This window comes from Neobacillus massiliamazoniensis (genome assembly GCF_001048695.1).
Lineage (GTDB): Bacteria > Bacillota > Bacilli > Bacillales > Cytobacillaceae > Neobacillus > Neobacillus massiliamazoniensis.
The window spans coordinates 1-15,038 of record NZ_CVRB01000009.1; the positions used below are offsets into that span (position 1 = coordinate 1).

Annotated in this window: 16 protein-coding genes and 1 rRNA gene; 16 read left to right on the top strand and 1 reads right to left on the bottom strand. The window is 39.4% G+C overall.

All coding sequences use genetic code 11. The features are described 5' to 3' along the window. The 11 genes from rrf to rsmI form a co-directional block, all read left to right on the top strand. Positions 1-108: ribosomal RNA gene (rrf, locus tag BN1082_RS26425) — 5S ribosomal RNA — on the top strand; the annotation flags it as partial. A 422-nt stretch (positions 109-530) separates the two neighbouring features. Continuing rightward, complete coding sequence (locus BN1082_RS26430) at positions 531-764, top strand: sigma factor G inhibitor Gin (RefSeq protein ID WP_090640379.1); 234 nt, start codon at positions 531-533, stop codon at positions 762-764. A gap of 66 nt (positions 765-830) precedes the next feature. Then, on the top strand, positions 831-2,267 hold the full coding sequence (locus tag BN1082_RS26435) for an aminotransferase class I/II-fold pyridoxal phosphate-dependent enzyme (RefSeq protein WP_090640381.1): 1,437 nt from the start codon (positions 831-833) through the stop codon (positions 2,265-2,267). A 3-nt stretch (positions 2,268-2,270) separates the two neighbouring features. Further along, positions 2,271-2,906, top strand: coding sequence for a dTMP kinase (gene tmk / locus BN1082_RS26440; RefSeq protein WP_090640383.1), 636 nt, complete (start codon positions 2,271-2,273; stop codon positions 2,904-2,906). A gap of 493 nt (positions 2,907-3,399) precedes the next feature. Beyond that, complete coding sequence (locus tag BN1082_RS26445; protein WP_090640386.1) at positions 3,400-3,729, top strand: cyclic-di-AMP receptor; 330 nt, start codon at positions 3,400-3,402, stop codon at positions 3,727-3,729. Between the two features lie 50 nt (positions 3,730-3,779). Next, a complete protein-coding gene (gene holB, locus BN1082_RS26450; RefSeq protein ID WP_090640389.1) occupies positions 3,780-4,787 on the top strand; it encodes a DNA polymerase III subunit delta' in 1,008 nt (335 codons plus the stop codon). After that, positions 4,780-5,607 carry a PSP1 domain-containing protein gene (locus tag BN1082_RS26455; RefSeq protein ID WP_090640392.1) on the top strand — a complete coding sequence of 276 codons (828 nt, stop codon included), beginning with the start codon at positions 4,780-4,782 and terminating at the stop codon, positions 5,605-5,607. The genes holB and BN1082_RS26455 overlap by 8 nt, the downstream gene beginning before the upstream one ends. A 13-nt stretch (positions 5,608-5,620) precedes the next feature. Then, the gene (yabA, locus tag BN1082_RS26460; RefSeq protein ID WP_090640396.1) at positions 5,621-5,998 is read left to right on the top strand and encodes a DNA replication initiation control protein YabA; all 378 of its coding nucleotides are present in this window, start codon (positions 5,621-5,623) and stop codon (positions 5,996-5,998) included. Between the two features lie 129 nt (positions 5,999-6,127). After that, a complete protein-coding gene (locus tag BN1082_RS26465; protein ID WP_090640399.1) occupies positions 6,128-6,868 on the top strand; it encodes a tRNA1(Val) (adenine(37)-N6)-methyltransferase in 741 nt (246 codons plus the stop codon). Further along, positions 6,858-7,145, top strand: coding sequence for a GIY-YIG nuclease family protein (locus BN1082_RS26470; RefSeq protein ID WP_090640401.1), 288 nt, complete (start codon positions 6,858-6,860; stop codon positions 7,143-7,145). The genes BN1082_RS26465 and BN1082_RS26470 overlap by 11 nt, the downstream gene beginning before the upstream one ends. Further along, positions 7,123-7,998, top strand: coding sequence for a 16S rRNA (cytidine(1402)-2'-O)-methyltransferase (gene rsmI / locus BN1082_RS26475; RefSeq protein ID WP_090640404.1), 876 nt, complete (start codon positions 7,123-7,125; stop codon positions 7,996-7,998). Before BN1082_RS26470 ends, rsmI begins: the two co-directional genes overlap by 23 nt. Before the next feature lie 200 nt (positions 7,999-8,198). On the opposite strand, the gene BN1082_RS26480 is transcribed toward rsmI, so the two are convergent. After that, positions 8,199-8,483 carry a transition state genes transcriptional regulator AbrB gene (locus BN1082_RS26480; RefSeq protein ID WP_090640407.1) on the bottom strand — a complete coding sequence of 95 codons (285 nt, stop codon included), beginning with the start codon at positions 8,481-8,483 and terminating at the stop codon, positions 8,199-8,201. A 472-nt stretch (positions 8,484-8,955) separates the two neighbouring features. Here BN1082_RS26480 and metG point away from each other — a divergent pair, with 472 nt between their 5' ends. The 5 genes from metG to rsmA all read left to right on the top strand — a co-directional run bounded on the left by metG (position 8,956) and on the right by rsmA (position 14,835). After that, complete coding sequence (gene metG, locus BN1082_RS26485) at positions 8,956-10,911, top strand: methionine--tRNA ligase (protein ID WP_090640410.1); 1,956 nt, start codon at positions 8,956-8,958, stop codon at positions 10,909-10,911. Positions 10,912-11,033: 122 nt separating this feature from the next. Continuing rightward, the gene (locus tag BN1082_RS26490; RefSeq protein WP_090640412.1) at positions 11,034-11,801 is read left to right on the top strand and encodes a TatD family hydrolase; all 768 of its coding nucleotides are present in this window, start codon (positions 11,034-11,036) and stop codon (positions 11,799-11,801) included. Positions 11,802-12,036: 235 nt separating this feature from the next. After that, a complete protein-coding gene (locus BN1082_RS26495; protein WP_090640416.1) occupies positions 12,037-13,218 on the top strand; it encodes a G5 and 3D domain-containing protein in 1,182 nt (393 codons plus the stop codon). Positions 13,219-13,403: 185 nt separating this feature from the next. Continuing rightward, the gene (gene rnmV, locus BN1082_RS26500; protein WP_090640419.1) at positions 13,404-13,964 is read left to right on the top strand and encodes a ribonuclease M5; all 561 of its coding nucleotides are present in this window, start codon (positions 13,404-13,406) and stop codon (positions 13,962-13,964) included. Then, complete coding sequence (gene rsmA / locus BN1082_RS26505) at positions 13,957-14,835, top strand: 16S rRNA (adenine(1518)-N(6)/adenine(1519)-N(6))-dimethyltransferase RsmA (RefSeq protein ID WP_090640421.1); 879 nt, start codon at positions 13,957-13,959, stop codon at positions 14,833-14,835. Before rnmV ends, rsmA begins: the two co-directional genes overlap by 8 nt. The last annotated feature ends 203 nt before the right edge of the window (positions 14,836-15,038 follow it).

Here is a 15,038-nt window from a genome sequence, read left to right on the forward strand (position 1 = left end):
GATAGCGAGAAGGTCACACCCGTTCCCATACCGAACACGGAAGTTAAGCTTCTCAGCGCTGATGGTAGTTGGGGGCTATCCCCCTGTGAGAGTAAGACGTTGCCAGGCAAATGAATGAAAGACAACCGAATTTGGTTGTCTTTTTTGTATTTTATTACTATTTTTATAAGAATCATTACTTTTAACAGTAAATCGTCCTAGTTTTTAACTGTGAATTAAATTATATGCGCGAATCTAGAGATGATATGCGCGAATCGAAGACATCGGCCAGTAAATGGATTTTTGTCTAAGCACTATTTTCAATATATCTGCGATTTCGGTCGGTATATCTGCGGATTTTTTAATATATCTGTTAATCTAACCGATATATCTGCGAATCGCAAATCTCCTTTTATTGAGAAAACAAAGTAACGAACTGAACCAAAAAAGAACGAACTATTCGAAAATAGACATACACCCAAAGGCAAACGGTAACATAAAATAATAAATAAGGATAAGAGTATTCGAAAAAGTGTATACAAATTAAACTAATGGAAAGAATAGGTGTATGGAGGTGGAGGGATTTGAGTTCATTAGCACATTGTCAGCATGGGGAAACGTGTGTGATTTGTGAGGATTTAAAACCGGTAGGCTTACATCTATATACTTCTTTTATTTGTATTGATTGTGAAAAGGATTTAATCCATACGGGAACAAGTGACCCAAAATATAAATATTTTCTTAAACAGCTTAAAAAAATTACAAATCCAGAAATATTTTCATAACAAGTCCTAATAAGGGCTTTATTTTTTTGTTAAAATAGATGAGACGCTTAGAAGGAAGTTAATAATATGACCAAACAATTAAAAATACCTTTATACGAAGCTCTAATGGAGCATTTAAGTAAAAGTCCGGTTTCGTTTCACGTTCCGGGACATAAATATGGCTGTATTTTTCCACAGGGAGCAGATATTTTTCAACAACTATTAAAACTCGATGCAACAGAACTGTCCGGGTTAGATGACCTACATTCACCAGAGGGTGTTATTTTTGAGGCAGAATCACTGTTAGCGGAGTTATTCCAAGTAAAGAAAAGTTTTTTTCTCGTAAATGGTTCAACTGTTGGTAATCTTGCAATGATTATGGCAGTCTGCCCGGAAGAATCACATGTGCTGGTGCAGCGAAATTGTCATAAGTCGGTTTTAAATGCCTTAAAAATGGCGAACGTAAAGCCGATTTTTCTTGATCCGGAATACGATAGCGAATGGAAGGTTGCTTCAGGTGTTAGTCTTGAGACGGTTAAAGAGGCCATCCACTTATATCCTGAAGCAAAAGCGATCATATTGACCTATCCTAATTACTATGGAATGGTATATGATTTACAAGGTGTAATTCAACATGCACATCAACATCGGATCCCAGTATTAGTGGACGAGGCACATGGAGCCCATTTTATTGCGAGTACTATGTTTCCATCATCCGCTGTGCAAATGGGGGCTGATATTGTTGTGCAATCTGCTCATAAAACGTTGCCGGCCATGACGATGGGTTCTTTTTTGCATGTTAATAGCGATTTAGTTAACATTAATAGACTTACGGATTATCTGCAAATGCTTCAATCAAGCAGCCCCTCCTATCCCATTATGGCTTCATTAGATTTGGCACGGAGTTACTTAGCTGCATATGGAGAAAAGGATATACGGTATTTATCTTCAAAAATAAAACAGTTTAAAGAGGAATTAGCGGAAATTACCGCGATAAAGGTATTAGAATATCCAAACAGCCAAGGAGACCTATTAAAGGTAACGATACAATCCACGTGTGGATTAAGTGGCTTTGAGTTGCAGAGGAGATTGGAAGGGGTAGGTATTTATACGGAGCTGGCTGACCCGAATAATGTCTTATTGATTATGCCATTACTAAAGGAAAGACAAAGTTATCCGTTTAAAGACACAGTCATCAAAATGAAAAGTGAGCTGGCCAGTCAGTCGATTCAGCATACAATAGAAGAATTACCTGTAACGGGCCAGAAAATTTCTGAATTAGCAATCCCCTATAAAGAAATGGTGCATTATAAGGAAAAACAAGTAGTCATCGCGGATGCAATTAATCTAGTATGTGCAGAAACGGTTATTCCTTACCCTCCAGGCATTCCGCTGCTTTTAAGGGGAGAAAGAATAACAATGGAAAAAATAAAATACCTAAAAGAGCTATTACAGGTTGGAGGGAGGTTCCAAGGAGGGTCATCTTTGGAACACGGTTTATTAAAGGTTTTTTTGGAGGATTAATAAATGAACAAGGGAATATTTATTACATTTGAAGGCCCGGATGGTGCAGGTAAAACAACCATCATTAACATGGTTACAGAACAACTTGAAAACGTCTTGCTAACGAGAGAACCGGGCGGGATTGATATAGCTGAGCAGATAAGAAGGGTAATTTTGGCTAGGGAAAATACAGCTATGGATCCAAGGACAGAGGCATTACTGTATGCAGCGGCACGGAGACAGCATTTGATGGAAAAGGTTAAACCAGCCCTAGAAGAGGGTATAGTGGTGTTGTGTGACCGTTTCGTAGATAGTTCCTTGGCTTATCAAGGGCATGCACGTGGTTTAGGAATTGACGAAGTATTGAAGATAAATCAGTTTGCCATTGAGGATATGATGCCTGATTTAACTATATATTTTGACATTGAACCAGAGTTAGGTTTGAAACGGATTAATAAAAACAAAGGAAGAGAAGTAAATCGACTTGATTTAGAGAATCTTGATTTTCATCATAAGGTAAGAGAAGGGTACGCAATCTTAATGGAGCGTTTCCCCAACCGAATCGTCAAAATTGATGCTTCCGATACATTGGAGAAAGTTTTTGAAAAAACGATCAAGCTGGTGATTGAAAAGATTGAGCAAAAAAGGCCTTCTGTTTAAGGCTTTTTTCTATAAAATGGCTGTGTTAGACTTGCCTGTTGATTTGCGGTCAAGAAGCGAGCATCCGCGAGCGTTCCGGGGAGCCTCCTCGGCGCTTATGCGCCTGTGGGGTCTCTCCCGCAGGACATTGAATTACATCCTTGAATCTGGCCACGCACGAAGGAAATGCGATAGCATTTTCGAGGAGTCTCGCGCCTTCCGCTCCTATCAACATAGTTTCAAAAATCAACAATGATCTTTAACACATCCTATAAAATAAGAAAATAATGTCGACATCGAGAATTGTCCAGTACCATAAGAATAGGCTTTCGGCGGAGCAACTAGGGGTTCTAAGATCTACGGTCAAGCCGATATGAAGGTTAAAAGGCAACCTTCATATCGGCTTGTCTAGATTGGTGCCCTTGGCAAGTCGTTTCCACTTTTCTATGTAAGGCGAACGAATACCTGATATAATAGAGGAAAAGCAGGACAAATAGTGGAGAGGGTGGTTTAGATGAAACTAATCATTGCTGTTGTTCAGGATCAGGATAGTAACCGACTTTCAAGAGTGCTAGTAGAGAATAATTTTAGAGCAACAAAATTAGCTAGTACAGGTGGTTTTTTGAAATCGGGCAACACCACATTTATGATTGGCACCGAAGATATTCGTGTTGACCGTGCTCTCCAAATTATTAAGGAAAATTGTAGGGCGCGCGATCAATTAGTCGCACCCGTTTCGCCAATGGGGGGAAATGCCGATTCTTATGTCCCTTATCCGATCGAAGTGGAAGTAGGAGGGGCAACTGTATTCGTCCTGCCGATTGAGCAGTTCTTGCAATTTTAAACTTGGTAACAACTTGGTGATCTACAGTAATAGGTAAGAAGGTGATGATCGTGGTAAAGACATGGGAGCAGTTAGAAGTACTGCAGCCGACAGTGCTAAAAATGGTAAAAAACAGTTTAGTAAAAAATCGGGTGGCCCATGCCTACCTTTTCGAGGGAATGAGAGGGACAGGGAAAAAGGAGATTAGTTTGCTGCTAACAAAGGCCCTCTTTTGTCAATCCTTACTAGAAGGTTATAAACCATGTGAATCCTGCAATAATTGCCGGCGGATTAATAATGGGAATCACCCGGATGTTCATATTGTGGAGCCTGATGGGTTATCCATTAAAAAACAACAGATTCAAAATTTGCAGGAGGAATTTTCGAAAAAAGGTTTAGAATCCTCAAGCAAGGTTTATATAATTGTTCATGCTGACAAAATGAGTGGAAGTGCCTCTAATAGTTTGTTAAAGTTTCTCGAGGAGCCAACAGCGCAAACGACAGCCATCCTTTTAACAGAGCAGCCACAGCAAATGCTCCCCACGATCCTTTCTAGATGCCAAATTTTAACATTCAATCCATTATCACCTCAGGCAATGGTGAAACAGTTAACGGAAAACGGCGTGGAATCAACAAAGGCACCTATTTTAGCACATCTAACGAATAACCTTGACGAAGCTTTAGCGTTAAATGTCGATGATTGGTTTGCACAAGCCCAAAAAATAGTGTTAAAATTATATGAGGTGTTGAAAAAGCACCCACTTGAAGCGATGGTAACGCTTCAGGGGGAATGGTTTCAGCATTTTAAAGAAAAAGAGCAAATCAATCGTGGTTTAGATCTATTACTTCTTATTTTTAAGGATTTACTATATATACAGCTAGACAAGCAGGAGCAAATTGCTTATAAGGGAGAAAGTGAACGGTTACAGCAATTTGCTTTACAAGCATCAAGACGACGCTTATCGGATCAAATGTCTGCAATTCTTGAAGCAAAGAAAAGATTAGCGGCTAATATGAATCCTCAGCTTATGATGGAACAGCTTGTGTTAAAATTGCAGGAGGGATCTTCATTTGTATGATGTTATAGGAGTACGCTTCAAAAAAGCGGGAAAAATCTATTATTTTGATCCGGGAGACCTCTCTATTCAAAAAGATGATTATGTGATTGTCGAAACGGTACGTGGTGTCGAATTTGGGAAGGCGGTCATTGCTCGTAAACAAGTTGAGGACCACGATGTTGTTCTGCCACTCAAAAAAGTGGTCCGAATTGCGGATCAGAAGGATCGAATGATTGTTGATGAAAATAAACAAGCTGCCAAAGAAGCGTATGAAGTTTGTAATGGAAAAGTTATAGAACATCAGCTAGATATGAAGTTAGTGGATGTTGAATATACCTTTGATCGAAACAAGGTTATATTCTACTTTACCGCTGACGGAAGAGTTGATTTCCGTGAACTTGTTAAGGATTTAGCAGCCATTTTTCGAACCCGAATTGAATTGCGCCAAATTGGAGTTAGAGATGAAGCCAAAATGCTTGGCGGCATTGGTCCATGCGGAAGAATGCTTTGTTGCTCTACCTTTTTAGGCGACTTTGACCCTGTTTCGATTAAAATGGCAAAGGACCAGAACCTTTCCTTAAATCCAACGAAAATATCAGGTTTATGCGGCCGGCTGATGTGCTGTTTAAAATATGAAAACGATGAATACGAATCCGCAAAGGAGCAGCTGCCTGATTTAGGAGAAATCATTGCTACTCCACAAGGTGAAGGTAAAGTCGTAGGCTTAAATATTTTAGAGCGGGTTCTTCAAGTTGAACTAACGGAACAAGAACGGGTTCTCGAGTATACTTTGGATGAAATTATTAAAGAGGGTGCCTTTTCTATACAATCCACAGATTAATGAGGTGGAAGACGTGGATAAAAAAGAAATATTTGATTCAGTAAGTAATATGGAAACACAAATTGGCCATCTTTACCAACGGCTTGGGGAATTAAAGCAGCACTTAGCTGAAATAATTGAAGAGAATCATTATTTGAAGCTTGAAAATGAGCATTTAAGGCGTCGTCTAGATGTAACCACGGAAATTGAAAAAAAAGATGTGACAACCAAAAGGGATGTAGCTTCAAAGCAATTATCAAGAGCTGGAGTTAAGCCTTTTGATGTGGGTGAAGGGTATGATAATCTTGCCAGGCTTTATCAAGAGGGTTTTCATATTTGTAACCTTCATTTTGGAAGCTTGCGGAAGGATGGAGATTGTTTATTTTGTCTTTCCTTTCTTAATAAGAAATAAGCTAGAGCCTTCCTTAAAAGGGAGGCTATTTTTGAAAGATTAGATAGTATAAAATTATCCTTCCTGCCGGCTCGTCTTGCGCTTGTTGACGATTACGGGCGCCTAACGCTTTTCTAATAGGAGGATTCGATGATTAATTTGAAAGACGATGAACGGTTGGACTATTTACTTGCTGAAAATTTGCGAATTATTCAAAGTCCATCGGTATTTGCCTTTTCACTTGATGCCGTATTATTGGCGAGATTTGTATACGTTCCTATTCAGAAGGGGAACATCATTGACCTATGCAGCGGTAATGGGGTAATCCCATTATTTTTAAGTACTAGGACAAAAGGGAACATTATTGGTGTCGAAATACAAGAACGGCTATTTGATATGGCGCAAAGAAGTATTGAATTTAACGGGCTTCAGGATCGTCTTAAGATGATTCACGGTGATATTAAGGAAATGCCAAAGCAGTTAGGGTACGGAAAGTTTGATGTTATAACATGTAATCCGCCCTATTTTATTACGCCGAAAAAGGAAGAAATCAACCTTAACGAACACTTGGCAATTGCCCGCCATGAAATCCATTGTACGCTTGAGGATGCTGTTAAGGTCTCAAGTCAATTAGTAAAGCAAGGCGGAAAGGTTGCATTTGTACATCGGCCAGGCAGATTCATTGATCTTATTACCTTGATGCGGATGTATCGGCTTGAGCCAAAACGAATTCAATTTATTTATCCAAAGGCAGGGAAGGAAGCAAATACCGTCTTGGTTGAAGCAATCAAAGATGGAAATCCGGACTTAAAAATTCTCCCGCCATTAATTGTCTATAACGAAAAAGATGAATACACACCCGAATTGAGAGAGATTTTATATGGAGAATAACAGCCATTTCTTTTATGTATTAACTTGTAAGGATGGAAGTCTTTACGGAGGTTACACCAATCATCTTGAGCGTCGGATTAAGCAACATAATGAAGGCAAGGGAGCGAAATATACACGAGGAAGAGGCCCAGTTACGTTAACGTTTTATCAATGTTTTGATAATAAAAGTGAGGCAATGAAGGCGGAGTATTATTTTAAACATTTATCTCGGAAAGAAAAGCTTGAGTTTTTACGTATAGAAACGGGTGGTAATGATGTGGCAGCAGAAAAGCTTTGAGAATGAGGAACAAAAAGGAATTCTTTATCTTGTCCCTACTCCGATTGGGAATTTGGAGGATATGAGTTTTCGGGCCATTCGAATGTTAAAGGAAGCGGATGTGATTGCCGCTGAAGATACTAGGAATACAAAGAAACTGTGTAACTACTTTGAAATTGATACACCGATCATCAGTTATCATGAGCATAACAAGGAAACAAGCGGCGAAAGACTCCTTCAAAAGATAAAGGACGGAGGAAAGATTGCCGTAGTTAGCGATGCCGGAATGCCGACAATATCTGACCCTGGATATGAACTCGTTACTGCGGCTATTCAAGAGAAGGTGACAGTTGTCCCGTTACCGGGTGCGAATGCAGCTCTCACTGCCTTAATTGCATCCGGGCTCCCAAGCCAGCCTTTTTATTTTTACGGATTTTTAGACCGTAATAAGAAAGAAAAACAGCGAGAATTAGAAAGCTTGAAGCGGCAGAAGGCGACGATCATCTTTTATGAATCGCCACATAGGCTCAAAGAAACATTATCCTTTATGTTAGATATATTAGGAAATAGAAGAATCGCCATTAGCAGAGAACTAACAAAAAAATTTGAAGAATTTATTAGAGGCAATCTAAAAGAGGCGATAGAGTGGGCAAATCAAGATGAAATTCGCGGAGAATTCTGCCTGATTGTCGAAGGTGCTGAGGAAGAAACAGAGGAAGAAGTAAACTGGTGGAGTGAATTAACGGTGGAAGAACACGTAAACCATTACATAGCCCTGAAAAATATTTCTTCAAAAGAGGCAATCAAACTAACGGCTAAAGATCGAGACTTAAACAAAAGAGAAGTATACCAGGCTTATCATATAGAGCAATAGAAAAGCGCAAGGCGTCCGTTTAGCGAAGTTCACTAGTCGCTGGGCGCCTCCGCCGAAAAACTCACGTTTTTCGGCGTGCGAGGTATCGCTTTCGAAGCTTACTCTTATGAAGCTAGACAATTCTCGAAGCCAAAATATATCTTTCTTAATCTCATTAAAAAGAGGATGTCCCTAAAGTGTTAGGGACATCCTCATTCTTATTATTTCGCCATTTCAAATGCGTTTTCGATTTCTTTTACTAATTGCTCTGCACCCTCACGGCTAAGGATTAGTTTGCCGCCTGCAAGTGCAAAGTTGTCATCAGAAACTTCACCAGTTACTTGGCAAGTCATATTTGGCTTGTATTTTTTTAGAATAATACGCTCGTCATCAACGTAAATTTCAAGAGCATCTTTTTCTGCAATTCCAAGAGTACGTCTTAATTCGATCGGAATAACGACACGACCTAATTCATCAACTTTACGAACAATACCTGTAGATTTCATTTATATGAGCTCCTCTCACTCTAATATTCTATTTTAAAATTTTTTAATTCGTCATTATTCGACAAATTTCTTATGCCTTTATACTACCATCCATTCCCAGATACGTCAATTATTTTATTCTGAAAAAACGTAGAAAAATTATTTTTTTTTTCGAGGAAAAGTTGATTTGCTAGTGTTTATTGAATTATAATTCAATTTTAATTTGTTTTTAATAAAAGGGAATTGGAAATTAAGTAATCATTCAACCTTATAGTTTTCGACATAATTCTACATTATTTGATTTTTTTACTTAATATATTTCGAAACTCTTTTACCATTTTTGGGGGTTGGAATGGAATTTTTTAGATTTGGATCTTTTGTCATGTCGGTTTGTTGCAGAAAGGTTTGTTTTTCGGTAATATTTTGTTGATAGAAGAGGGCAAAAAAAGGTAATAATGGTGAAATCGAGCTATTTAAATTAGGAGGAATACCGATGGAGGAAAAACTAAAGACTTTTTATATTACGACACCCATTTATTATCCTAGTGGTAATCTACATATTGGACATGCATATACAACTGTCGCGGGTGATGCATTGGCACGTTATAAGAGGATGCGCGGCTACGATGTCATGTATTTAACTGGTACGGATGAACACGGTCAAAAAATCCAAAGGAAAGCAGAAGAAGCCGGTATTACGCCTCAAGCATATGTGGATGTAATTGTCGCTGGAATTCAGGAGTTATGGAAAAAGCTTGATATCTCTTATGATGATTTTATCCGCACCACACAAGAAAGACATAAACAAATAGTTGAAAAAATCTTTGCAAGGTTACTTGAGCAAGGGGACATCTACCTTGATCAATATGAAGGCTGGTATTGTACCCCTTGTGAATCATTCTATACGGATCGTCAGCTGGTGGATGGAAATTGCCCTGATTGCGGTAGATCGGTTGAAAAGGTAAAGGAAGAGTCGTACTTTTTCAAGATGGGCAAATATGTCGATCGCCTGCTTCAATATTACGAGGAAAATCCAGAATTCATTCAACCTGAATCTCGTAAAAATGAAATGATTAATAATTTCATCAAACCGGGACTTGAGGATTTAGCTGTTTCAAGGACTACGTTCGATTGGGGTATTAAAGTGCCAGGAGATCCAAAGCATGTAATTTATGTTTGGATTGATGCGTTGTCCAACTATATTACAGCATTAGGCTACGGCACAGAGAATGATAGTAAATATTTAAAATATTGGCCGGCAGATGTTCATTTAGTAGGAAAAGAAATTGTCCGGTTCCACACGATTTATTGGCCGATTATGTTAATGGCATTGGATCTTCCGCTTCCTAAGAAGGTTTTCGCTCATGGTTGGTTATTAATGAAGGATGGTAAAATGTCGAAGTCGAAAGGGAATGTTGTTGACCCTGTCACGTTGATTGATCGCTATGGACTCGACGCTCTTCGCTATTATTTACTGCGCGAAGTTCCTTTTGGAGCAGACGGAGTGTTCACACCGGAGGGATTTGTTGAAAGAATCAACTTTGATTTAGCGAACGATTTAGGTAACCTTCTTAATCGAACCGTTGCTATGGTTGAAAAATATTTTGACGGAATTATTCCTGATTATACTGGGGCTGTTACTGAATTTGATGATTCCTTGCTTCAGGTTAATCGCGAAACGGTTTTAAAATATGAGGAAGCGATGGAGAAAATGGAGTTTTCCATTGCATTAACGTCCATTTGGCAATTAGTAAGCAGAGCCAATAAATATATTGATGAAACACAGCCATGGACGCTGGCAAAGGACGAGAGCCGAAAAGGCGAATTGGAAAGTGTTATGGTCCATTTGGCAGAATCATTACGAAGAATTGGGATTCTACTGCAGCCGTTCTTAACACGCACTCCTAATGCTTTGCTTCAACAATTAGGAATACAAGATACGGCCCTTAAAACATGGGAAAGTCTTGAACAATTTGGTGTAATCCCTTCTGGAACAAAGGTTCAAAAGGATGCTCCATTATTCCCACGACTTGAAATTGCCGATGAAGTGGCATTTATTAAGACGAAAATGCAAGGTGCAGCACCATCAGTCGAAGAAAAGAAAGAGGAAAAGCCTGCAGAAATTGATGAAATTGCTATCGATGATTTCATGAAAATTGACCTACGGGTTGCGGAAGTCATCATGGCAGAACCTATTAAGAAAGCAGATAAGCTTTTGAAGCTGCAGCTTGATCTTGGATATGAAAAGCGTCAGGTCGTTTCAGGCATAGCACAATATTATAAACCGGAAGAATTAGTCGGTCGAAAGGTCATTTGTATTACAAACCTAAAACCGGTTAAGCTTCGTGGAGAATTGTCGCAGGGAATGATCTTGGCTGGCTCTAAAGATGGAGAACTATCTCTGGCAACGGTTGACCAAACTTTGCCAAATGGAGCAAAAGTAAAGTAACTTTCAGGTGACGATTTTCGATAGAAATGTTCCACGTGTAACAATTTTCGGGACATTTCTATTTTTTTATTTAAGATTCGACGTCGATTTTCTACAAAATTAAAGAGAGAGGTGGCTTTATTATGTTATTTGACACACATGCCCATTTAAATGCGGAACAATATAATGAGGATTTAGATGAAGTCATTGCCAGGGCGCAAAAAGAGGGGGTCACTCATATGGTCGTCGTAGGCTTTGACCGGCCTACTATTGAAAAGGCAATGGAACTGGCTGAAGGTTATGACTTTATTTATGCTTGTGTTGGATGGCATCCAGTTGATGCAATTGATATGACAGACGAAGATTTAAGGTGGATCGAGGAACTATCAGCACACCCTAAGGTAGTAGCCATTGGAGAAATGGGGCTTGATTATCATTGGGACAAGTCTCCAAAGGAAGTCCAAAAAGAAGTCTTTCGTAAACAAATTAGGCTTGCAAAAAAAGTAAATCTCCCAATAGTCATTCATAACCGTGAGGCAACAGCAGATATAATGGAAATTTTACAAGAAGAGCATGCTGAAGAGGTTGGGGGTATTATGCATTGCTTTAGTGGGAGCCCTGAAGTGGCTAAAGAATGTGTGAAAATGAATTTTTACATTTCACTTGGCGGGCCGGTTACATTTAAAAACGCGAAAAAGCCGAAGGAGGTTGCGGCGGAAATTCCTCTTGATAAGCTTTTAATCGAAACTGACTGCCCATATTTAGCCCCGCATCCTTATCGTGGACAGCGGAATGAACCGGGCTATGTAAAGCTAGTGGCCGAACAAATTGCCGAAATAAAGGGAATTCCATTTGACGAAGTAGCAGATGTTACGTCGCAAAATGCCAAAAAAGTGTTCGACATAAACTGATAAAGAAACGTGTCGAAGGCAAGGGAAACCTGTCCAATGTTTTTCTGATAACAAAAAGTTCTACAAGTCTCCTTTTCTTCATAGGATAATCGTGTCGATAAGTTTTTCTTTGCATCCATTCCAAGATTATGCATAATTAGGTTACGTTCTCAGGGAATGCAATAGTTGACAGTCGACGGCGTGGTTCTATAAATCTCTCCAAGAAAAGGAGGCGTTTTTCATCGTTTTAAGGCACATGAAAAACCTGTTTTCCAAGACTTTGAGCAAGAAAACATTGACCATCGCTTCTGCTAGTTTTGTAGTTTTCGCAACAACTCTTGGGATTCTTTATTATCAAGGCTCAAAGAAAACAGTTGCTATCACTCTTAATGGTCAGGAAAGGGTCGTAAAAACACATGCAGGTACGATCCAGGAACTATTGAAGGAAATGAATGTACCGGTTCGTTCACAAGATTTTTTAACTCCTTCAGCAAACACAAAGGTGAGAGACCATCTTAAAGTTGTTTTGAAGCAGGCAAAACAGGTCCAACTCGATGATAACCATAAAGAAAAAACGATTTGGACAACAGCTGATACAGTGGCTGAGCTTCTGAAGGAACGGAAAATTGTTTTGAACGAACACGACCAAATCTCACCCAAACCACAAGCGGCAATAAGAAATAAGATGAAAATAGGCATTCAAACGGCCATTCATCTTACTTACAATGATGGCGGAAAAGAGCAGCAAGTATGGTCCACTTCGGCTACGGTCGTTGACTTTTTGGTCCAGCAGGGCATCAAACTAAATGAATTTGACCGAGTTGAACCGTCATTAACTGCGACAGTATCAGAGAATGATGTGATAAACATTTTTCGGGTAGAAAAGGTCACCGATGTAGTGGAAGAACCAATTGATTTTGCTGTGATTACACAAGATGATAGCAGTTTAGAAAAAGGCCAACAGAAAACCATTAGTGCAGGGTTGCACGGACTTGTTTCTAAAGAATATGAAGTTATTCTTGAAAACGGCAAAGAGGTCGCGAGAAAACTGATAAATGAACAAAATGTTAGAGAAAAGCAGGATAAAGTAGTCGCTGTCGGAACAAATGAATTAGCTAACCAGATTTCCCGTGGTGCAACGGATACAGGTGTAGAGTATTATGTGAATTCTACCGCCTATACAGCAGATTGTAATGGCTGTTCCGGAGCTACAGCAACCGGGATCAATCTCCGTGCAAACCCGAACGCAAAAATAATTGCTGTTGACCCGAGTATTATTCCGCTTGGAACAAAAGTTTTTGTGGAGGGCTATGGCTATGCGATAGCTGCTGACACAGGTTCAGCAATTAAAGGATACAAAATTGATGTTTTCTTCCCGTCTACAGCGGATGCATATCGTTGGGGAGTGAGGAAGGTGAAAATCAAAATTTTAAACTAGTGGGTGCAGAGAATTCTTTCTCTGCATCTTTTTACTTTTTTCCTAAACTTCTTTATACTAACAACTGATACATACCGGATTCAGCTTTACTTTAGTGTATGAATGATTTCGTTAATATAGACGATAGACATTACAAAATTGTTTCAGTTTTTTTTCAATTTATTTTTATTTTTTGGAGGCAATAAATGAAGTTAAGAGAAGTTATTGTTGTTGAGGGTAAGGATGATACAGTAGCAATAAAACGGGCTGTTGATGCAGATACAATTGAGACGAATGGGTCTGCCGTTAACCAGGCAACCATTGAGAAAATTAAGCGGGTGCAGAAAACAAGAGGGGTGATTATTTTCACCGATCCTGATTTTCCAGGTGAGAAAATCAGGAAGACCATTGAGCAGCAAGTTTCAGGGTGTAAACATGCCTTTTTACCAAAAGAGGCTGCCATTGCAAAGGGTGGCAAAGGGCTTGGCGTTGAACATGCCCACCCCGATGCGATTAGAGAGGCATTAAAAGATGCTCACATGATGCAAGAAACGATTACGGAAGAAATTACTCAAGAAGATTTAATTACTGCTGGGTTGATTGGCGGGACAGGCGCAAAAGAGAGAAGAGAATGGTTAGGGAAACTTTTAAAGATAGGGTATACAAATGGAAAACAGCTACATAAACGCTTGATGATGTTTCAGATCAGCAAACAGGAATTTGCCGAAGCTCTAGAAGTGATACGAAAGGAGAAAACCAATGAATAAGGACATTGCAACACCTGTAAGGACGAGGGCAATCCTCGAAAAATATGGCTTTTCCTTTAAGAAAAGCCTTGGTCAAAATTTTCTTATTGATACCAATATTTTACGTAAAATCGTTGAGTTTGCCGATATGAGTGAAAATACTGGTGCCATTGAGGTAGGGCCGGGAATCGGGGCTCTTACAGAGCAGCTTGCCCGCAGCAGTAAGAAGGTGGTTTCATTTGAGATTGACCAGAGATTATTACCGATTTTAAATGATACGTTGGCCGACTATAAAAATGTAACGATTATTCATAAAGATATCCTCGAAGCGGATGTTCGTGCAGTAATGGAGGAAGAATTCCACGAGATAGATGATATCATGGTGGTGGCGAATTTACCTTATTATGTGACAACGCCGATTATCATGAAGCTGCTTGAAGAGCATCTGCCTATTCGTGGCATCGTGGTGATGCTTCAGAAGGAGGTAGCCGACCGAATATCGGCAAAGCCTGGTACAAAGGATTACGGATCATTATCGATTGCTGTTCAGTATTATACTAAAGCTGAGACGGTAATGATTGTTCCAAAAACAGTGTTTGTTCCGCAGCCTAATGTCGATTCAGCCGTAATTAGGCTGACCGTTCGGGAAAAACCTGCTGTAATCGTAAAAGATGAAAAATTCTTTTTCACTGTAACAAAGGCAAGTTTTGCACAAAGAAGAAAAACGTTACTAAATAATTTGACCAGCCAGCTTCCTAGTGGAAAAGAGAAGAAGGAGGAAATCCTTCAGGCACTAGAGAAAAGCGGGATTGAACCTTCAAGAAGGGGAGAAACTCTTTCATTAGACGAATTTGGTCGGTTAAGTGACGAATTATATCCCTATTTCCATTAAAGACCCGAGGTAAAGGGTCTTTTTTTCTTTTTCTATAGATAAGGCTGTGTTAAAGGTCATTGCTGATTTTTGAAACTATGTTGATTGGAGCGGAACGCCCGCGGATGCTCGCTTCTTGAGCGCAAATCAATAGGCAAGTTTAACACGGCCAAAGATAAAAAAGGTTTAACTTCCATCACTCCCTAGCCTAGCAAAGTAACATC

What these genes read in the sequence shown, in the direction of transcription:
- BN1082_RS26430 (WP_090640379.1), top strand. Translation starts at nt 531, where the DNA reads ATGGAAAGAATAGGTGTATGGAGGTGGAGGGATTTGAGTTCATTAGCA.
- BN1082_RS26435 (WP_090640381.1), top strand. Translation starts at nt 831, where the DNA reads ATGACCAAACAATTAAAAATACCTTTATACGAAGCTCTAATGGAGCAT.
- tmk (WP_090640383.1), top strand. Translation starts at nt 2,271, where the DNA reads ATGAACAAGGGAATATTTATTACATTTGAAGGCCCGGATGGTGCAGGT.
- BN1082_RS26445 (WP_090640386.1), top strand. Translation starts at nt 3,400, where the DNA reads ATGAAACTAATCATTGCTGTTGTTCAGGATCAGGATAGTAACCGACTT.
- BN1082_RS26465 (WP_090640399.1), top strand. Translation starts at nt 6,128, where the DNA reads ATGATTAATTTGAAAGACGATGAACGGTTGGACTATTTACTTGCTGAA.
- BN1082_RS26470 (WP_090640401.1), top strand. Translation starts at nt 6,858, where the DNA reads ATGGAGAATAACAGCCATTTCTTTTATGTATTAACTTGTAAGGATGGA.
- rsmI (WP_090640404.1), top strand. Translation starts at nt 7,123, where the DNA reads ATGTGGCAGCAGAAAAGCTTTGAGAATGAGGAACAAAAAGGAATTCTT.
- BN1082_RS26480 (WP_090640407.1), bottom strand. Translation starts at nt 8,483, where the DNA reads ATGAAATCTACAGGTATTGTTCGTAAAGTTGATGAATTAGGTCGTGTC.
- metG (WP_090640410.1), top strand. Translation starts at nt 8,956, where the DNA reads ATGGAGGAAAAACTAAAGACTTTTTATATTACGACACCCATTTATTAT.
- BN1082_RS26490 (WP_090640412.1), top strand. Translation starts at nt 11,034, where the DNA reads ATGTTATTTGACACACATGCCCATTTAAATGCGGAACAATATAATGAG.
- BN1082_RS26495 (WP_090640416.1), top strand. Translation starts at nt 12,037, where the DNA reads ATGAAAAACCTGTTTTCCAAGACTTTGAGCAAGAAAACATTGACCATC.
- rnmV (WP_090640419.1), top strand. Translation starts at nt 13,404, where the DNA reads ATGAAGTTAAGAGAAGTTATTGTTGTTGAGGGTAAGGATGATACAGTA.
- rsmA (WP_090640421.1), top strand. Translation starts at nt 13,957, where the DNA reads ATGAATAAGGACATTGCAACACCTGTAAGGACGAGGGCAATCCTCGAA.